At 49.4% G+C, this 18,445-nt stretch carries 19 protein-coding genes and 1 pseudogene; 16 read left to right on the top strand and 4 right to left on the bottom strand.

The genetic code is table 11. From position 1 onward, the window contains the following. A partial coding sequence (locus INT33_RS18920) for a hypothetical protein (RefSeq protein ID WP_226940269.1) occupies positions 1-506 on the top strand: 506 nt, incomplete at its 5' end. Next, positions 503-1,999, top strand: a complete 1,497-nt coding sequence (locus INT33_RS18925; protein WP_193092725.1) for a DEAD/DEAH box helicase — start codon at positions 503-505, stop codon at positions 1,997-1,999. The genes INT33_RS18920 and INT33_RS18925, both read left to right, overlap by 4 nt. A 179-nt stretch (positions 2,000-2,178) precedes the next feature. Here INT33_RS18925 and INT33_RS18930 read toward each other — a convergent pair whose 3' ends face one another. Continuing rightward, positions 2,179-2,430 carry a hypothetical protein gene (locus INT33_RS18930; RefSeq protein ID WP_193092726.1) on the bottom strand — a complete coding sequence of 84 codons (252 nt, stop codon included), beginning with the start codon at positions 2,428-2,430 and terminating at the stop codon, positions 2,179-2,181. A 171-nt stretch (positions 2,431-2,601) separates the two neighbouring features. Between INT33_RS18930 and INT33_RS18935 the strand changes: the two genes are divergently transcribed. The 7 genes and pseudogenes from INT33_RS18935 (at position 2,602) to INT33_RS18965 (ending at position 9,245) form a co-directional block, all read left to right on the top strand. Beyond that, positions 2,602-4,386: a hypothetical protein gene (locus INT33_RS18935; RefSeq protein ID WP_096277126.1), complete on the top strand. Its 1,785-nt coding sequence runs from the start codon at positions 2,602-2,604 to the stop codon at positions 4,384-4,386. 112 nt (positions 4,387-4,498) lie between these two features. Continuing rightward, positions 4,499-4,780: a hypothetical protein gene (locus INT33_RS21535; protein ID WP_193092727.1), complete on the top strand. Its 282-nt coding sequence runs from the start codon at positions 4,499-4,501 to the stop codon at positions 4,778-4,780. Between the two features lie 32 nt (positions 4,781-4,812). After that, a complete protein-coding gene (locus INT33_RS18945) occupies positions 4,813-5,322 on the top strand; it encodes a transposase (protein ID WP_193092728.1) in 510 nt (169 codons plus the stop codon). 20 nt (positions 5,323-5,342) lie between these two features. Continuing rightward, positions 5,343-5,471, top strand: a pseudogene (locus INT33_RS21610) (hypothetical protein); the annotation flags it as partial. Between the two features lie 60 nt (positions 5,472-5,531). Beyond that, positions 5,532-7,099, top strand: a protein-coding gene (locus INT33_RS18955; RefSeq protein WP_226940270.1) for an IS3 family transposase whose coding sequence is annotated in 2 segments (ribosomal slippage) — positions 5,532-5,997 and positions 5,997-7,099 — 1,569 coding nt in all. Because the reading frame shifts where the segments join, the coding sequence is not laid out codon by codon here. Between the two features lie 262 nt (positions 7,100-7,361). After that, a complete protein-coding gene (locus tag INT33_RS18960) occupies positions 7,362-8,792 on the top strand; it encodes an SIR2 family protein (RefSeq protein ID WP_192526915.1) in 1,431 nt (476 codons plus the stop codon). A gap of 9 nt (positions 8,793-8,801) precedes the next feature. Beyond that, positions 8,802-9,245 carry a TIR domain-containing protein gene (locus INT33_RS18965; RefSeq protein WP_096277114.1) on the top strand — a complete coding sequence of 148 codons (444 nt, stop codon included), beginning with the start codon at positions 8,802-8,804 and terminating at the stop codon, positions 9,243-9,245. A gap of 467 nt (positions 9,246-9,712) precedes the next feature. On the opposite strand, the gene INT33_RS18970 is transcribed toward INT33_RS18965, so the two are convergent. Continuing rightward, the gene (locus INT33_RS18970) at positions 9,713-10,987 is read right to left on the bottom strand and encodes a Y-family DNA polymerase (RefSeq protein ID WP_096277112.1); all 1,275 of its coding nucleotides are present in this window, start codon (positions 10,985-10,987) and stop codon (positions 9,713-9,715) included. Continuing rightward, positions 10,984-11,433 carry a LexA family protein gene (locus INT33_RS18975; RefSeq protein ID WP_225734540.1) on the bottom strand — a complete coding sequence of 150 codons (450 nt, stop codon included), beginning with the start codon at positions 11,431-11,433 and terminating at the stop codon, positions 10,984-10,986. Before INT33_RS18975 ends, INT33_RS18970 begins: the two co-directional genes overlap by 4 nt. Before the next feature lie 427 nt (positions 11,434-11,860). Between INT33_RS18975 and INT33_RS18980 the strand changes: the two genes are divergently transcribed. Together INT33_RS18980 and INT33_RS18985 are read left to right on the top strand one after the other, a co-directional pair. Beyond that, complete coding sequence (locus tag INT33_RS18980) at positions 11,861-12,517, top strand: SOS response-associated peptidase (protein ID WP_096277108.1); 657 nt, start codon at positions 11,861-11,863, stop codon at positions 12,515-12,517. A 277-nt stretch (positions 12,518-12,794) separates the two neighbouring features. Continuing rightward, on the top strand, positions 12,795-13,220 hold the full coding sequence (locus tag INT33_RS18985; protein WP_225734539.1) for a hypothetical protein: 426 nt from the start codon (positions 12,795-12,797) through the stop codon (positions 13,218-13,220). Between the two features lie 291 nt (positions 13,221-13,511). Here the strand turns inward: INT33_RS18985 and INT33_RS18990 are convergent, their stop codons facing one another. Continuing rightward, positions 13,512-14,498 (bottom strand): LysR family transcriptional regulator, encoded by a 987-nt coding sequence (locus INT33_RS18990; protein WP_225734538.1) that lies wholly within the window; start codon positions 14,496-14,498, stop codon positions 13,512-13,514. Positions 14,499-14,521: 23 nt separating this feature from the next. Here INT33_RS18990 and INT33_RS18995 point away from each other — a divergent pair, with 23 nt between their 5' ends. The 5 genes from INT33_RS18995 to phnG are packed head-to-tail and all read left to right on the top strand — an operon-like array spanning position 14,522 to position 18,444. After that, positions 14,522-15,616, top strand: a complete 1,095-nt coding sequence (locus INT33_RS18995) for an ABC transporter substrate-binding protein (protein ID WP_192524247.1) — start codon at positions 14,522-14,524, stop codon at positions 15,614-15,616. Between the two features lie 35 nt (positions 15,617-15,651). After that, positions 15,652-16,671, top strand: coding sequence for a FecCD family ABC transporter permease (locus tag INT33_RS19000; protein ID WP_226912187.1), 1,020 nt, complete (start codon positions 15,652-15,654; stop codon positions 16,669-16,671). Positions 16,672-16,673: 2 nt separating this feature from the next. Further along, positions 16,674-17,498: an ABC transporter ATP-binding protein gene (locus INT33_RS19005; protein WP_016239116.1), complete on the top strand. Its 825-nt coding sequence runs from the start codon at positions 16,674-16,676 to the stop codon at positions 17,496-17,498. Beyond that, complete coding sequence (locus INT33_RS19010) at positions 17,491-18,006, top strand: hypothetical protein (RefSeq protein WP_019282989.1); 516 nt, start codon at positions 17,491-17,493, stop codon at positions 18,004-18,006. The genes INT33_RS19005 and INT33_RS19010 overlap by 8 nt, the downstream gene beginning before the upstream one ends. A gap of 12 nt (positions 18,007-18,018) precedes the next feature. After that, entirely contained in the window at positions 18,019-18,444 is a 426-nt protein-coding gene (gene phnG / locus INT33_RS19015; protein WP_081194694.1) for a phosphonate C-P lyase system protein PhnG, read from the top strand. Position 18,445 lies beyond the last annotated feature (1 nt).

The following is an 18,445-nucleotide window of genomic DNA, read 5'->3' on the forward strand; positions in this document are numbered from 1 at the left end:
TTAAACCGTACCAATCGGCTTTTAGTGGTATGACGGCTTGGAGGTGGTACTGGCTGAGGTGCTATGAGAAATCCGGGCTAGCGGCGTTTGATCAAAAAACGTTGCGTCTCTTCGTGCGCGATCAAATCAACAAGCGCGTAAAGCGAGGTGAGGTTGAGCGGGTTGGCTTGCATCCGTGCTTTAAGCAACGGGATCTATTTCTGGTAGCAAATGCATTCAATTCTGGAAATGACCGCTCTGGTCTAGAAAGTGCCCAGGCTTCCAGCGACGCTGAGCCGTTAACGGCCAAGCTGCGTCGAGATAGTGAACAACTGCGTGAGCAGATGGAGGACAGCCATCTTCAGCTCCAGGCGCTACAGGAAATCGTGGAAAAATACCCTGATGCACGGGATAAAATTTCACCGGTTTTCGAGGAGGAAAAAGCGCAGGCACGCGCGCTGGGTGAAAAACTGAAAGCCTACGCAAAGGTTCAGCAGAAACTGGCAGAGGAGGGGGATGACGCATGAAATTGCGCGACATACCTACTCACTTGGCGCAACATCCCCCACTTCGCGACTGGCAGCAGCGCTGCCTCACAAAAGCACTTGCTCAGCTATCTCCCGAACAACCACACTTTCTCTGTCAAGCTACACCTGGGGCAGGGAAAATGCTCATGGCGGCGGTGTTGGCGGATCAATTGCTTCAGCGTGGCGAGGTTGATTATGTGCTGTACCTAGGCCCCAGTACGGAAGTGGTAAGCCAAGCGGAAGAAGCCCTTGCCAGTGTCACGGGGTTGGCCATGGACAGCGATCTGGGCGCGCGTGGTGGGTGTTACACTTATCAATCACTGCGTACGCGCTTGAGCGCGCTGCAGCAGCTGGGTGCGCAATCGCGCGTGCTTCTAATCTGGGATGAGAGCCATCATGCCGGGCGAGTGCCCGGTACGCAGAAAGGCGCGAATGAGTGGGGCCAGGCGCTGCTATTGCTGGAGCGTTACATGACATACACCCTGGCTTTATCGGGCACGCCGTGGCGCACCGATGGCAGTTGCCTGCCCCTAATGCGTTACCTGGATATACCAGCCGACGAAGCGCTACCGCTCAAGCAGCGCTTGGTACCGGATTTTGTTTACACACTGCAAGAAGCCGTTCGCGATGGTGTCTGCCGACTCCCCTATATCAAACTAATCGATAATCGGCATATTCAGCTGACGATCAGTCATTCCAAGGGCAAACAGCGACCCAAGCAAAAGCAGTTTTCGAGTATTCCACGCTTACTTCGCCACCCTGGCGTCAGCTATGCCGACTTACTGCGCCATGACACAGCGATGGATGCACAGTTAACAAAAGGCGTCGCCCAGCTGAAAGCATTACGCCAGGCACAGCCTGCGGCAGGGGGGCTAGTGGTCGCCGCTGACATCGAGCACGCAGAAGAAGTCACTGAGTGGCTAATAGATCAAGGCGAAGATGTTTGCCTGGTGACCAGTAAAACGCCCAATGCGCACGCTAAACTGCAGGCGTTTCGTGATTCGACGCAGGCATGGATTGTGTCCGTGGGGATGATCAGCGAAGGGGTTGACATCCCGCGTTTGCGCGTGTGCTGTTACCTGAGCCGTGTTCGTACCGAGCAACATTTCCGCCAAGTATTGGGGCGGATCATTCGACGCATGGGCTTGTATGACGCTGACTGTTACTTATTTATTCTCAATGAGTCGCTATTACGTCGCTATGCGTATCGTATTGACGACGACCTTCCCGATGAAAAGGCGGTTGTCACGGTGATTTCGACTGCATCGGCGCCTGCTGCACCTTGGTATGGCAACACCGCGCCGGGAACACCGCTGGATAACGTAAAACTGCCTGAGGCAGAGGCCGCAGAAGTGGAAGATGAGGCGGTAGCGGTGGTGTTTGGAGCACCGGTCACTACTACGACCGCTGCGGCTGCAGGGAAGACACAGTGGGAGCACGATATGGCGTTTTCACAGCGATTTATAGAGCACCTTGCCACACTGAAACTCTGAACATGGCATCGCCACATTTAGCATTTCTGTGTGGCGATGCCAACGAGAAGAGGTCATCAATAGGGTAGGAGATCAAGCTCGCGTTGCCACTGGCATGTCGATTTCCTCATGCGGCCTGCATAATGTCACAGTATCTTCCCTTGCTTGCCGCACTAGCTTATTGAGTGTCGAGAGCCCAATTATTTGTTTGGTTCTTCTCCGAATTCTCTTAAGGTCGGCGATGCCAACGCATCCGCATGGGCCGTTTCAGGCGTTAATCCGTCCAGCATCACCGCTTCCCAATCGCTAATACCCACCGGCTCAAAAGGCTGGCGGTATTCGCGCACGGAGCCCTCCAGCTTCTTTAAAGACGGGTCTCGCTGGTCAATGGCGTCATCGCTGACGCTATTGCGTTCCAATGGCTTATCCCCCTGATGATTTTTCTTCGACATAATGAGGTCACTCGCTACGAACCCTGGTGTTCTTTACATCATGGCAGCACACGGTAGGCTGTCAAAGCATGCTGTGTCGCCTGCTGTGAATTACATTAATAAAAACGACTAAACAAAAAACTGCACGACTGGCATACTGCACTTAAGAAAAAAATAGGTGCTAATATTTGCATGGCTAGTCGAAATCTAATCACTAATTTTGAAGAATTTCCTCACGATGGTCGCCACTGGATGATACGGTGGGTAGATGGGTACCAATCGCATGAGGGACGAACATCAACCCCCTCTGTTGGCGTCAAGCTTTGTCCAGTAAGCTCGAACCCAAACAAACAAGAAATCTGCAAGCCTGCCAGCCTGAGTGAAGAGATCCTGGTACGCGCACATACGGGAATAGTTCCAGAGCTTGTTTTAGGTACCATATACAAAAATGGGCGCCTAATTGGTCGCGCTAATGCTCAAACTATTAATATTAATGCAGATTTAACAGATAACAGTTCTAGAATTGTTAAAGCAAACGATATCATGCCTGAAAGGCCAAGTTGGTGGAAAGATGAATTCCCATACCGTTGGATAGGGCAGTCAGAATACAATCTTGGAAAAGACTTTTCTAACAGCTACTGCGTTGTAATTCAGCAAGCACAAAGTACCTATATAATCCCTTGCCACGAAGTTTTTAGGGCCCTCATGGCACCCTCTTCTGAGTTCGCACTAGCATTAACAACGGGGCCATGGGCAACAACTAGGGAAAGAATTGTTAATATACAAAAAACTGGAACAATTTCCGATGACGAATGGTTGGTAATTTTAAGAAAGAGAATTAAGGATAAGTTTGCTGATAATGCAGCGAATCTCACTATTTCTGAACATGGCATTCAAGCAGCTAATGCTATTTATGCTAATGCCTTAAGGGCTACTGGTGAGTCTTATATATATGCAGGCATTCCTTTTCTAGTTAACAATTTTAAATTTTCTGTACGTGCAGTTCAAATACAATCAGAACCTAACAAATATCTTTGCTTGGAGATAATCTCAGCAACGTGGCCTTTTAGTAACTTGACAATCCACCATGGTCGCGACAATAGTGGCGAGACAGGCAAAGACACTATAGATTCAGATAAAGATAAGCCTTGGCCAAATGGCAGTCAGAACAACAGCAGCCCAAATGATGATTTAGCGATTTCTTCTAAAGAAGATCCTGCAGCGAATTCTGGGCTTGATGAAATCAGCTCTTTAGGGGTTGCTTGGAAAAACAAACCAGAATTAAAAAAAATTGAAAAAGAGGTTAGTTATAAATACCTTACAGGAAAAGTAACGCCTATTGAAAATCAATTTTTCAAGTATGGCACTTCTGGATTACCGACGCATGGAAATACAGAAACAAAGGAGGTTTCTGCGGAACAGGTCGGCCAAACAAACATGCCTTATAGGTTTTTGCAGTTAAAGAAAATGTTGAATCTGCTTCGCAATAAAAAAATAATAAGTAATCTTTTCTGCTATCAGCCACAAGAAGGCGGTCTGTTTAGAGATAACATTCTGACTTGGCCATTACCCAAAAGAGTTATAGACGAGTATCAAAAAAAACACAGAAGGGACAAATGGACCACGTTAACACTTTCAAAACATAGAAGCGTTTTAGTTTATCATTTTGACTACAGCGGAAGTAGAGTATTTCTTCTTGAAATTGAATGTAGAGAAAATGAGGGTGGGTACTGTGCGTTACTGCTTGAGATAACAGAAGAAAACCATCAAGCGACTATCAAAAAAGTTATAAACCACATAGCATTTTTCCGTGGAAATTTAAAAGGAGCTGAAAGTAAAATTCGAGCTTCTTCGGGTGTTTTAGATATGAAAACATGGGTACACGCATATAATAAAAAGCAAGATAGCAGTTCATCTATAAAGCCACTTAACCATGTAAGCTTCACCAAAGCTTTAAGAACGCTCACAGGCGAATAAAGACTAAAGTAATTTAAAATATATAAGCTAGGTGAAACGTACCGAAAGACGTCATCCAGAGGGCGGTTTTTGTAAGAGGCTACTTTAGCAGCCCTTCCGAAAGCCGCAATTCATGCTAAACAGCATTGCCCTCTTGCACCTTCAAACAATCCTGCCAGATTCACTATGCGACGATTTGGTCAGCCTCTGCGTGCCAGAAGAGACAGATATCCAGCGAAGCTATGTGGGATGCATCGACTCAACACGAATCGCCAAACAGGCACTACAGAGCGGGCGAGGAGTACTAGATCTTGTACGCGAAGAAGGGCTTTTAGACGACGCTACGCTGAGTGAAATTCAGCGTCCCGCGAACCCCCTCTGTCAGCCTTGTTGTCCGGTTGGTGATATCGCCTAAATCTAATCCAGAGGGAGCGGCATGGAGTCCTTGTGCCACGTTATTCTGCAGAGCGTAAAGCAGCCGTCCTGAAGAAGTTGTTACCACCCCATAATCACAGTGTGGCATCGGTAGCAACAGAGGAAGGCATCTCTGACGCGACGCTGTATAGTTGGCTAAAACAGTGTCGAGTAAAAGGAGTGCCTGTGCCGGGTTACACCCAAGGCGACAGCGAATGGTCGCCCGACGCCAAGCTCGCCGTGGTCATCGAAACCGCCACCCTGTCAGAGGCGGAGCTTGGCGCTTACTGCCGCGAAAAAGGCCTTTATCCCGAGCAAATTCAACAGTGGAAAGCGGCTTGCCTCGAAGGCGCTGGTCGGCAAGAAGATCAGGAAAAAGCGGCGCAAAAGCAACGTAAAGAAGACCGTAAGACCATCAAGCAACTCAAAGCGGAAGTGCGACGCAAAGACAAGGTAGTGGCAGAGACGACGTCGTTACTGGTGCTCTCAAAAAAGCTCGACGCCTTGTACAGCGAAGATCCCGACAGCGGCGAGGACGACTAACGCCGCTCGACGAACGTGCAAGGCTTATCGCGCTATTTGACGAAGCGGTTATGGGGGGCGCTTCCCGCTATCAAGCAGCCGATATTATCGATGTAAGCGAGCGCACACTAAAGCGTTGGCGATCTGAGTGTCCCCCAGTGTCAGGATGAGTGTCGCACCCTCTGATACCCTGTTCTTATAAACCGATCAGGGGGCGAAAGGAGACACTCATGCCTCGTTACTCCAAGGAGCGCCGGCAAGCCGTGGTTGCCAAGCTGCTGCCTCCCCACAACCTCTCTCCGCAGGTGATCGCGGAGCAGGAAGGGATCTCGCTGGGCACCGTCTACAAGTGGCGCAAGGAAGCCCGTGCCGAAGGCCGCTGTCTGCCGGATGCTCTGGGCAAGGGCGCCGATGGATGGTCATCCAAGGATAAGTTCAGCGCCGTGATCGAAACCGCCTCGATGAACGCCCAGGAAGCCGCGGAATACTGCCGCCGTCGGGGGATCTATCCCGAACAGCTGGAGCGCTGGCGGAATGACTGTGAGCAGGCCGCCAGTCTCTCGCACTCGGAACGCCAGCGTGAGGCCGACGAGGCCAAGCAGCAGCGCAAGCGCATCAAAGCGCTGGAGAAGGAGTTGGCTCGCAAGAACGAGGCCTTGGCGGAAACCGCAGCGTTACTGGCCCTCCGAAAAAAGGCGAGGGCGATCTGGGGGGACGAGGACGAATGATCAGCACCCCAGATCGCCAACGCGCTATCGCGCTGATCGAAGACGCCCGGGCCCAAGGGGCCCGCCTGGAAGCCGCCTGTCGCGAGCTGGGCATCACCGCCCGAACGTACCAACGCTGGACGCGCGACGGCGAGCTACGCGAGGACCAGCGCCCTTTGGTCGACCGGCCGGTGCCGGCTAACGCACTGACACCGGCCGAAGAGCAGGAGATCCTCGACGTGTGCCACCGCCCCGAGTACGCGAGCTTGCCGCCAGAGCAGATCGTGGTGCGTCTGTTCGACGAGGAGCAGCGCTACGTGGCCTCTCCCTCGTCGTTCTACCGCGTCCTGCACAAGCATCGGCAAGTGGTGCATCGTGGCCGTGCCAAAACGCCTCAGCGCCGCGCCAAGCCCACGACCTACCAGGCGACTGCGCCGAACCAGGTGTGGTCGTGGGACGCGACCTGGATGGGTGGTCCGATCAAGGGGCAGTACTACTACCTGGTGATGATGATCGACATCTTCAGCCGCAAGATCACCGGCTGGGAGGTGTTTCTGGCTGAGTCGGCCCATAACTCCCGCAGCGTGCTGGAGCGGGCGGTGCTGGCCGAGCAGATCATCGATCAGCCGCTGGTGTTGCATGCGGACAACGGCAGCCCCTTCAAGGGCGCCACGCTGCTGGAGAAGCTGCATGACCTCGGCATCACGCCGTCCTTCAGCCGGCCGCGTGTCAGTAACGATAATCCTTACTCGGAGGCGCTGTTCCGGACCTGCAAGTACCGGCCCTGCTACCCCGTCGACGGGTTTGCCACGGTCGACGATGCCCGTGAGTGGGTGGCCGGTTTCGTGCAGTGGTACAACCACGAACATCGCCACAGCGGGATTCGCCTGGTGACGCCGGCACAGCGCCATGCTGGCGGGGATACCGATGTACTGGCCAAGCGCCATGCCATCAATCAGGCAGCACGTGCGGCCAACCCCGCACGCTGGAGCGGCAAGACCCGCAACTGGACGCCGATAGGTACCGTGTCACTCAACCCAGAGCGGGAACTCCAGGTCACCGTCGTAGAGCCGGAAAAACAGGTGGCCTAAAAGACCTCAGAGGCGACAGATTTCTTGACAACTACCGCTTGGGAGATTGGTTACGCTGATGGAAAGAAGAATCTCAATAACATCGTCATCGTTCCTACCGTCGACTCATCAGGTCGTCATCATGGCAATGAATATTTACAGCTTTATTCCCGTATCGACACCACACCAAACGGAGCATTAGCCCTATACGACCTTCAAGGGCACAGTCGTTGGCTGAGAAATATCTGATTATGCCTTACAAAAACCTGACGGGAAGCTCAGAATGAAACGTGATCAGTTACGGCTCGTTGACACCCTTTCAAAAGAGCTAGAAGAAGGAAATCTGGCTATTTTTGCGGGTGCAGGCTTTTCAAGAGCAGCAGGTTATGTCGACTGGAAGTCATTGCTCAAGCCAATAGCTGATGAGCTTGATTTAGACGTCGATAAAGAATGGGATCTAGTTACGTTGGCGCAATACCACACAAACGTCAATGCGACCAACCGAGCAAAACTCAATCAGCTACTGGTGACTGAGTTCTCAATGACGGCGGAGCCCACTGAAAACCACGCGATTCTGGCAAGGCTGCCTATTCCGACCTACTGGACAACCAATTATGATCGTTTGATCGAAACGGCGCTTGAAAAAAACGAAAAGATAGCTGACATCAAACATACCAATAAGCAATTGGCAACGACACGGCCGAAACGTGATGCAATTGTTTATAAGATGCATGGTGACATCGAGCATGCCGCTGACGCGGTGTTGACTCGCGATGACTATGAGCGTTACCACGTCAATATGCAGCCGTTCATTACAGCTTTAAGCGGTGACTTGGTTTCTAAAACCTTCCTCTTTCTCGGCTTCAGCTTCACCGACCCTAATCTAGAATATATTCTTAGCCGCGTCAGGATTCAGTTTACTCGAGATCAACGACAGCACTACTGCATCCTGAGAAGAGCTAGCAAGGGAGAGAATGAAGACCTTGCTGACTTCGAGTATCGCCAACGTAAGGAAGAGCTTTTCACAGGAGAGCTGCTCCGTGTAGGGATCAAAGCCGTTTATGTTGATGAGTTTTCTGAAATTACTGACATTCTGCGTGCCATCGAGCATCGCCACAAAAGAAATACAATCTTTATCTCTGGTGCTGCTCATGACTATAACCCGTGGTGCAAGGCTGAATCAGAGCAATTCGTTTATCATCTGAGCAGGGCCATTTGCAAAGAACAGTACCGAGTGATCTCAGGGTTTGGCCTCGGTATAGGTAGCGCAATCATCACTGGCGTGCTTGAACAAACTGTTATGAATGGTGGCCGTCTCGACAACGACCAGTTAATTCTTAGGCCCTTTCCACAAAGCAAGACTGGGGAAAGGCCTCTGAAGGAACTGTGGACAGAATATCGACGCAATATGCTCGCTCATGCAGGCGTTGCTATTTTTATGTTTGGCAATAAGCTGGAAAATGGCGAGTTAATCCTTTCTGACGGAATGCGTGAAGAATTCGATATCGCTGTAGCGAAAGGCGTTTTTGTAATTCCTGTAGGTATTACAGGCTCGATGTCGAAATTACTGTGGAATGAGGTTATGAAGTCTTATCAAGAATCTCAGCACGAGAATGGTAAAAAGATTACACCCTTGTTGGGTGAACTAGGCGATAAATCTACATCACTTGAACGCGCTCAAGAAGTCATCCTCCTCCTCTTACGGCTCATCTAAGGTGTCCCCATGGCTAGAAAGGTTTTCTTTAGTTTCCAGTACGACGACGTTCTGAGAGCGATGAATGTCCGTAACAGTAACGTGATCAATGCCAACCCTAAAGTTGGATTCATCGACAAAGCAGAGTTCGAGAAGTTAGAGCGCACAGGTGATAGCACGGTAAAAGCATGGATAGATGCCCAGCTTATCGGTACGACTGTGACAGTCGTACTTATAGGTGCCAATACTGATAAAAGTAAATGGGTAAAATACGAAATAGAGAAAAGTATCAAACGGGGCAACGGATTGTTGACTATAGATATTAGTAAAATCCCAGATTTCAATAAACAAACAAGTGACTTCTGCGGCATGAAGATCCAAGGATACAAGCACTACCGCTGGAATACAGATAATGGTCGTGAAAACCTTGGAGTATGGGTTGAAGAAGCCGCCAAGGCTGCTGGAAAACCTTGAGCGATATTTAAGCGACCACACCTTTGAGCTAATTAACGAAGATGAATTCTGATGCCCCGCCTGAAATCATACAGGCTACCAGGGGACCTATTCACCAAGCGATCCTGCGTTTGAACCCTTGTTTTAGCGGAAAAATGTCACGTGCTAACTGCTCGAATTATCCTGAATCGGATCAGGTGTCTTTGCCATCCATCAGAATAAGCTGAAGTACCACTGGCTTAGTTGCTGCCAATTGGGTTAGTGGCACACATATCGCCAATCGTTTTTAGTTTCATTGCATAACGGATTGTTGTAAGCCATTGCTTACAAACGCTGTGGTCAATCGCTTACATAAAAATGGCTTGATAAAGGCTAGGGTGAAAGTGTGACGCCCAGGATCGCCGCTTTAGCACGTCGAATGCGTCACAACAGGGATGTGATTATTGGTAGTGAAAAGAGGTAGGAGTGCCAGGGATGGCAGCTCTTTTCTAGGTTTTGGCCACTGCTAGCTCTTCCCAGCGTGTGGTGTAGCGTGGTGTACGGTGCTCGCAACGCAATTCCCAAGCATTCTGTTTGCGAGGCATGCCAATCCGGACGGTATTTTTTCCGTGTTCGCGATTGAGCTTATCGAGCGTGGCCATCAATTTTTCATTACGAGCACGTTTCTCGTCACTGATCGGTTCGGCGAGCAGCCCTAGTTGTTCATTGTCGTGATCGCACAAATCAATGAGCATAATCCCGCATTTTTGGTACCAGATGTCTTTTTTAAAAATTCTTTCTAGCCCTGCCATGGCAGCTTTGATGAGCTCGCGGCTATCATCGGTGGGGTGAGGTAGCGGTATTACTAACCGTTTACTGTAGCTCGGCAGATCTTGCCGAAAGCGATTGGTGTGAACAAACACCATCAATGCCTGCGCCAAGCCGTTTTGTCGTCGTAGCTTTTCACCAGCACGTGATGCGTGCACGCGTAGGGCTTCGTGCAGATCGGTTTTGTTCGTCGTGAGCCGGCCGAAGGAGCGGGACACCATGATCTGTTTTTTTGGTTGGCTCATGTCGTCGAGTGATATGCAGTTTTCGCCCCTCAACTCATAAACCAGACGTTCCATGACCACACTGAAATGGCGCCGCAAATGCTTAGAGCTGGCGGTGCGCAGCTGCCAAGCATTCTCTATGCCTAGAGTATGAAGCCGCGCTGCACTGCGACCTGCTACCCCCCATATCTCATTAACGGGTAGCTGCTCCAGGAATTCCCGGGTGTCGCTGCTGTTAGGGTCCATCATGGCCACGCCATTGAAAACACTTTCTTTTTTAGCGCGGTGATTGGCAATTTTTGCAAGCGTTTTGCTAGTGCTTAAGCCAACGCTAACCGGAATACCTGTATCTCGCTTAACTTGCTGTCGCATTAATTGGCATCGTTCTTCTAATGTGTCTGGTTCAAAGCCCTCAAACGATAGAAATGACTCATCAATGCTATATACATCCACGTGAGGCGTATGCTGTGAGAGAACATCAGTAACGCGGCTGCTCATATCACCGTAAAGCGCATAATTTGAGCTGAGCAATGTGCATTGTCGACGAATATGCGGATCAATCTGATGGGCAGGCATTCCCATTGCCACACCTAAGTTTTTGATTTCTTGCGAACGCGCGACCACGCAGCCGTCGTTATTCGACAAAACGCCGACAGCTTGGCCTTCCAACCTGGGAGCAAAGACTCGTTCGCAGGAGACATAGAAATTATTGCAGTCGACCAAGGCAATCATACGGTGAAACCGGGTGCTAGCGGTTGGATGCTATGGGTGGCCACACCCCAATTGTGACAATCATGCCCAGTGAGAGGGATGGGCTTAAACTCTGGGTTAGAGGCCACCAAATACGGCCGACTGCCCATGATGCTTAGCTTTTTACACGTCAGCTCGCCGTCCACGCTCATGATCACGATATGGCCTGGCTGAGGATTGATAGACCGGTCGACAATTAACAACGCATTATCTTTAATGCCATCGCCTTCCATGGAGGTGCCTTTGGCTCGCAGAAAGAACGTTGCACTAGGGTGCTTAATCAAATGGGCAATAAGATCTAATTCGACCTCGACATAATCGTCTGCGGGACTCGGGAAACCAGCGCGGACTTCGCCACCCGCTAAAGGCAGCCTTAGCGGTCGAGCCATGGTGTCGACGCGTCCAAGAATGGTGAAATGCATACTCATGCCATGCTCCCCATCGCTCGCCATGTGCCTGGTAGATGCACCTCAATGTTTTCAAGCGGTGCGAGTAGCGCGTCTTGTTCAGTCCCCCAAACCGCCAACAACTGCGTACCTTCCTCTCTCAAATCATCCCGTTGAAGAGGAAATCCTCCAACGATAACTGGAAGAGTACGGGGACTACTGAATGGCCGTTGCATAGACCGTGGGTAAGTTTTCTTGCTCATAAGCGCCTCCCTATATAGCTGTTAATATATACAGTATTAAGGGCTGACAATAAGCGATCAGCCTAGTGAATCGCAAGCACTCTTCTTCATTCGTTGGTCTTATCGTGTTGGCAAGCCCACCTTATTTTGACGGTGGTTAGATGAGGGCACCGCGATTTTGGTGCGTAGGCTGACTTGGATGGCCAATTCTCGTCTATCCTGCAGCTATGTGCGGACGATTTGCTTTATTCACCCCGATACCTGAGCTGACCAAAAAGGTCGGTGCGGTTATGTCTGAGCGCGACATTCGACCGCGCTACAATGTGGCGCCGGGTACCTGGATCGCGAGCATACGGCAGGCGTCTGAGGACTCTGCTCCCACGCTTGAAGAGGTGTGGTGGGGATTTCGCCCATCGTGGGCCAAAGGGAAAGGCACGCAACCCATAAATGCGCGAGTTGAAACCGTTGCGACTAATAACTTTTTCAAATCGGCATTTGCTAAACACCGGTGCCTCGTACTCGCTGACGGATGGTACGAATGGATCAAGAACACGCCCCCTAAGCAGCCTCATTATCTGTGCCGAAGGGATCGAGAGCCCCTATACTTCGCCGCTATCTACGCAGAACGGGATGATGGAGGTCTAGGATGTGCCATTCTCACCGAGCCAGCTCGAGGCAGTGCTGCCGATGTGCATGACAGGATGCCGTTAATTTTGGACGACGACAGTCTTGAACACTGGCTTGCTACTGACCTGACGGATAAAGAGACAATCCGCAGCATGGTGCGGCATATCGATGCGGGACTAGTTGAACATTGGCCGGTTAGCACGGCTGTTAACAAACCTTCCGAGGGACAAGGTGATGAGCTGATCAATCCTCTCTAGCGTTTCTGATCTTGAGATTGATAGTTTTCCAGCGCTTTTATCTATCCGCTAGGTTGTAGCCATAGGAAGGAAGAACAAATTCAAAGTGAGGAGCCAACAAAGCTATCTCACTGGTAGGTTGAACACCGTAAGGTGGTTAGACGTTATCCATCATCGGCCGCTTATGCATGGCTAGCCTCAAGTACCACGACGATCACTTCCGCGACGGCTAACTTATTAGTATAGCCCCCAGGATAATGGACCAGAGTACATACCCAAAATAAGGGTGCCTAAGATTATGACCACGCCAACTAGTTTGCGCGAAGCTGAGATGGAAGCAAGAGCGCGTCGAGCCGTGATGGAAAGCGGCGATTGGTTAACTGTCGATGAGATATTGCAGTTGCCAGGCGTCCGCTCACGTGGTGATAGTGTTCATCCTGCTCAGTGGAAACAACAAGGTGATATTTTTACTATCAATGACCACGGCACCGATTACTACCCAGCGTTTGGGCTTGAGAAGGATGCTGGCTACCGACCGTATCGCGTCATGTCGAAAATCATCGACATCTTCAAAGAGGATAAAGACGGATGGGGAATGGCCTTTTGGTTTCAGTCGATAAACAGCTATCTTGGCGGGCTAAGGCCCCAGGATCTGATAGCTACAGACCCTGATCTCGTTATTGATGCCGCTCTAGATGAGGTGCGAGGAGTCACACATGGATAGTGAGTAGACCAATATGGGGTAGTGGCAATAACAATCGACACGCTTCAAACGAGCAAAAAAGATAATCAGAGCTCCCCCTAAAGGTGACTTAAGTTATTATGAAGAGCTATCCGTGGAAAGGGGCTATGTCATGTGCAATGGGTCGCCCGCTATACCCCCATAGGGCCATGCCTTTACCGGCGTTGATGTTAGTCTGAATATGCTCACGTGGGTTTAATAACCATTATTTGCGAGGCTACTCATGTCAGCATCAGCCATTTCGCCTCAAAAGCATAGGAATAATGGGCGCGACTACCTGATAGCAGAGGTAATCCATGCTTCACTAAAAGCCTGAGAAATTTGACTCCCCATCATGTATGAGTGACGCCAAAAGCAACCTAATTCACGCTCTGCCGATAAAGCGGGAGGAAGCTCCATCACTGCTAAATGATCCGGTAAATGTACATCTCTTACCCAGCCATACGGCAATAATGCATGACCATAACCTGCGGCAACTAAAGCCATTCGATGCTCAACACCAAGGCCATATGTACGAGTCAAGCCGGAGCTTAATAATTTACTTAAGCCTTCAGTAATTAGCGATGGAACAAAATCATCCTCGCTAAGTGGTAGTAATCCAGGCTCACAGAGCATAAGAGGATGGAGTTCAGGCTGAAGTTTATCGGCTCGCACTAGTAAGACAAAGTGTTCCTTGAATAAGCTTGTATATGCCATCCCCTCAGGAACCGACTGTGCTGCACTAATTAGCAAATCAATTTCACGGTTCTGTAAACGCCGTAACAGACCTTGATGCTTGCCACTAACCAACTCGACTTTAGTTTTACCTGAACGGTGAGCACAAATCTGGATAATCCGTAACAAGTTATCCGGTGCCAGTGAGGAAATCACTCCAATACGTAAGGTTTGCCCAAAGGGAAGAGCTAAGCCATCATCACGTAACCCCTCAAGCCGAGTCACGCCTTCTAAAATTACGGCGATTAAGTCTAAAACTTCCTTTCCAAAGGCAGTGGGTGTTATTTTACTCCCCCTTTCAAAAATGGGCTGTCCGAGAATTTCCTCTACTTTTTTTACTTGATAAGACAAGCCCGAGGTCGAAATACCCATGTCTATGGCCGCATAACGAAAACTACGTTTCATTGCGACGGCCTCAACTAAAAGCAAGTCACGCACAGACACTGCTGCTAGCTTGTTCGAAATTACTTCACGCACCGTCATAAACATTTCGATTCCAATTGATGAAACACTGGCTATAATATTTTTAATCAAAATGATAGTCAATCTCATTCTTAATTGGAGAGGTTATGACCTCAATACCCCGTTGCTTTGCCGTGCTAGTAGCGACAACTTTGTTATCAGGTAACTTGTCAGCGCAAGAATTTAACTTTACTGATGTAACCGGACAGGAAATTAAGTTAGAAGCCCCTCCTGGACGTATCATTACTCTGCCCAAACCAGCTGCAGCTACCTTCATCGCAATAGATGGTTCTACCGAGCTGTTAGTGGGTATGAATGAGGGCTCTAAACGAGCCTTTGAGAGCGGTATGATGAGCGTTATGTTTCCTGAAGCTGTTGATATCTCCAGTGACATTGTGTCGGAAAACGGTGGTTGGATGCCCAACGTAGAGGCCATCGCAGCACTTAAACCGGATTTAGTCATCCAGTGGGGTGAGCGCGGCGATGATATCGTAGCTCCACTTCGCAATGCAGGTTTGCCCGTTGCTCTAATGGTAGGCGGTGGCAATGCGGGTACAGAAGAGCTGGCCCGAGCCAATATGAAAATGGTGGCTGATATCACGGGTAATACTGAAAAACTGTCAAAGCTTATTGATTGGCGTGACCGTGTACAAAGTGAAATTACTACTGGTTTAAAACAAGTAGGCTCTCATGCAACACCAAGCATTTTGCATTTGCGCTCTGCCAATCCCAAGTTGACTGCTACTGGTGAGAAAAGTTATCAACAGACCTTCATCGAGCTGGTTGGCGCTAAAAATGTAGCTCAAGGAGTTGGCGTACGAAGCACTGTTAGCGTGGAACAGATTCTTGAATGGAACCCAGATATTATCTTACTTTCCGCAGCAGAGACGGATGCTGGATTAGAAGCGATATACGACGACCCATTACTTTCTCGCTTAAATGCCGCCGTACAAAAACGCGTTTATAAGACACCTCAAGGTGGATATATCTGGGATAGTGCTTCCCATGAAAGCCCCTACACATGGATGTGGCTGGCCAATCTTACTCATCCCGATATTTTCTCTTTTGACCTACGTCACGAATTAAAAGAAGGCTTCAAATTACTTTATAACTTTGACCTATCGGAAGAGCAGATAGATCGAATTCTGCGTATTGCTATGAACGGCGACAGTCACGGTTATCAAGTGTTTCGTAAGCAATGAACACATATAAGCGATCGATTCACTCGTCCTCAGAAATGGTTGAGCCAGTTACCCTGAGCGCTTGGCGTGCTAGTCATTGGCTTCTTTTGTCCCTACTGCTTATAGCGACTGTGCTAATCGGGCTATCAGTAGGTCGATACAGCGTAGCGCTAGATGAGATTGTAGCCATCCTATATGCAGCCTTACGAGGTGATAACTCACAGCATATGGATGCGTTGGTGATCTTGAATGTACGCTTGCCGCGCATATTATTGGCAGGAGTATGTGGGGCTGGGCTTGCCATCTGCGGGGTAGCCTTACAAACCTTATTTCGTAACCCTCTCGTTTCACCTAAAGTGCTAGGTTTATCCTCAGGTTCAGCATTAGGAGGATCACTGGCAATTTTGGCTGGAGTAGGGGGGCCGCTACTGATGGGGGCTACGTTTGTATCAGCATTTGCTGCTCTGTTTTTAGTAGTGCTGATTTCAAATATGGCGGGTCGTACTTTGATGACTATTGTGCTTGCTGGAATTGTTATTGATGCTTTATTTGCAGCAGGTATTTCGTTAGTTCAATATGCCGCGGATCCAGAAACGAGTTTACCTGCCATCGTCTTTTGGCTGATGGGAAGCTTTGCAACGGCGAGTTGGGAAAAATTTGCACAAACTGCTCCTATACTCATTGCCAGCATTTACCTACTGAATAGAATGCGCTATCGCATTGCTGTACTCGCTATGGGTGACGACGAAGCTAAGTCGTTTGGCATCCATGTTGCACGCTCCCGGATGATCGTCTTCGCGTTGATTTCTATCATTATCGGCGCCTGCGTAACCGCATCGGGCGTAGTGGGGTGGGTAGGACTCGTAATCCCACACTTTGCTCGTATGTTAGTAGGCGAAGATCACCGCCGGCTCTATTTCACGAGTCTTATGCTGGGTGCCACTTTCATGATTTTGACTGATACGTTGGCTCGTAGTTTAACTGCTGCAGAGATTCCTTTAGGCGTACTCACAGCTCTAGTTGGCGCCCCCGTCTTTGTGTACTTACTATGCACTCGTCGACGTGAAAGGGCTTAATCATGCAAACCGTCTTTACCTCTCATCTCAGTTTAACTGGAGCGTGCGTACGTTTTAGTGAACGTGTGATTTTTCAGGATTTAAGTTTTAACGTACAAAAGGGCGAAACGTTGGCCATTTTGGGCCCAAACGGACGCGGTAAGACTACGTTGCTAAAAGCTCTATTAGGCTCACAACGTTTAGATCAAGGACAACGGCAGGTACCCCACCTCATCGGCTATGTACCTCAATACCAATACGGTAGTGAAAACCATTGTTGCCTCGATGTGGTACTCATGGCACGAGCCGCCTTGCTTCCCATGTTCAGCCTTCCTTCACAGCGGGATCGTAAGCTAGCTCTTGAAGCATTGGAAAAAGTAGGCGGAGGGCATTTTGCTTATCGTTTATATGGCTCTCTATCCGGCGGCGAGCGCCAATTAGTGTTGCTTGCTCGTGCTTTAGCTACTGGTGCTGAGGTACTCATACTTGATGAGCCGGCTTCAGCTTTAGATTTAGCTAATCAGGACTTATTGCTTAACGTCTTATTCGAGTTACGCCGAGTACGTAGCCATTCGGTCGTTTTTACCACTCACCATCCGCAACACGCTCTGCATCTCGCAGACAAAGTACTGCTGATGCACACCAACGATCAGATTAAATTTGGTCCAGCTGATGAGCTGTTAACCGAGTCTGAGTTATCCCGTTTATACAACGTCAGACTACGCCGTCTAATGGTGCAAACGGGAGAACATTTTCAAAGCACAATCTGCCCGGTTTTTGGAATACGTGAACCGGATCAAGATATGCCCATTTCTTATCCTCTAAACAAAGGTAAATACAATGAGTAACGATACAATCTCCTATCTGGAAAATGGACATGAATTTACAGTCCACTTTGATGAGTTATTAAAATACCACGGTGCCGGTTATCCGGGTGGTGTAGCCCACGGGCTAAAAGTTATGCAGCGAGCCTGGCCCTTGCTAGATAATGGTCGTTTGCCTGAACGACGTGAAATTCGCTGTGTCACAGCCTTTGGAGGCCCAGGGGGTAGAGATGCGATTGAGTTTGTTACCCGCGGTCTTACTGAGGGTCGCTACATTGTTGATAACTCAGTAGGGCTCGAAGAAGAAGAGTCCCCCGGTGGTCGTTATTACTTCCGTTTCGAGTACCGTGGCACCGCTGTTGAAATCACCATCCGTCCCGGACACGTACGCCCCGAGTTCATTCAGTTAGCACGCAAGAAAGACCGCTCACCAGAAGAAGAGATCATTTTGGCTGAAATGAAGCTCGAAATGGGAGAACGCTTGTTAGTCCAGCCCGCAGAAGATATTTACAACGCTACCGTATTATCGTAATAAGTCATAGCCATGAGTCAAGAACGTCAAACTTGGCTCGGGCTACTTGCCCGAGCTAACCGAGATTATCTGGAAAATATCTGGGCTACTTACAATCCGGGTGTGCCTATACAAAAACTCGCTGGCCCTGAAACGGGGTTGGTGCAGCTCAATACACAAGCTTGTAAGGCCTCAGTGTCATTTCAGTTTGGTGAGGCTTCTTGTACTCGCTGCGTAATCGCTATTGGGAAAATTCAAGGTTACGCAGTACATTTGGGCTCCGATCTACGCAAAGCGGAGTTAGCGGCCTATCTAGACGCCTTTCTACAAACGGCCCCCTCCCACCAACGTGAGCTGGTGCTGCACCCTATACGCCAACAGTTAGAGCTAAAAAAGGCTGAGAGGGAGCAGCTGACGGCTGCTACTTCTGTACGTTTCTACACCACACAAAAAACTTAGA

Source organism: Halomonas colorata (assembly GCF_014897985.1).
Lineage (GTDB): Bacteria > Pseudomonadota > Gammaproteobacteria > Pseudomonadales > Halomonadaceae > Vreelandella > Vreelandella colorata.

Coding starts and splice junctions, on each gene's coding strand:
- phnG (WP_081194694.1), top strand. CDS start 18,019: ATGAGTCAAGAACGTCAAACTTGGCTCGGGCTACTTGCCCGAGCTAAC.
- INT33_RS18980 (WP_096277108.1), top strand. CDS start 11,861: ATGTGCGGACGATTTGCTTTATTCACCCCGATACCTGAGCTGACCAAA.
- INT33_RS19010 (WP_019282989.1), top strand. CDS start 17,491: ATGAGTAACGATACAATCTCCTATCTGGAAAATGGACATGAATTTACA.
- INT33_RS18975 (WP_225734540.1), bottom strand. CDS start 11,433: ATGAGTATGCATTTCACCATTCTTGGACGCGTCGACACCATGGCTCGA.
- INT33_RS18965 (WP_096277114.1), top strand. CDS start 8,802: ATGGCTAGAAAGGTTTTCTTTAGTTTCCAGTACGACGACGTTCTGAGA.
- INT33_RS18925 (WP_193092725.1), top strand. CDS start 503: ATGAAATTGCGCGACATACCTACTCACTTGGCGCAACATCCCCCACTT.
- INT33_RS18930 (WP_193092726.1), bottom strand. CDS start 2,430: ATGTCGAAGAAAAATCATCAGGGGGATAAGCCATTGGAACGCAATAGC.
- INT33_RS18995 (WP_192524247.1), top strand. CDS start 14,522: ATGACCTCAATACCCCGTTGCTTTGCCGTGCTAGTAGCGACAACTTTG.
- INT33_RS19000 (WP_226912187.1), top strand. CDS start 15,652: ATGGTTGAGCCAGTTACCCTGAGCGCTTGGCGTGCTAGTCATTGGCTT.
- INT33_RS19005 (WP_016239116.1), top strand. CDS start 16,674: ATGCAAACCGTCTTTACCTCTCATCTCAGTTTAACTGGAGCGTGCGTA.
- INT33_RS18960 (WP_192526915.1), top strand. CDS start 7,362: ATGAAACGTGATCAGTTACGGCTCGTTGACACCCTTTCAAAAGAGCTA.
- INT33_RS18985 (WP_225734539.1), top strand. CDS start 12,795: ATGACCACGCCAACTAGTTTGCGCGAAGCTGAGATGGAAGCAAGAGCG.
- INT33_RS21535 (WP_193092727.1), top strand. CDS start 4,499: ATGCTAAACAGCATTGCCCTCTTGCACCTTCAAACAATCCTGCCAGAT.
- INT33_RS18935 (WP_096277126.1), top strand. CDS start 2,602: ATGGCTAGTCGAAATCTAATCACTAATTTTGAAGAATTTCCTCACGAT.
- INT33_RS18970 (WP_096277112.1), bottom strand. CDS start 10,987: ATGATTGCCTTGGTCGACTGCAATAATTTCTATGTCTCCTGCGAACGA.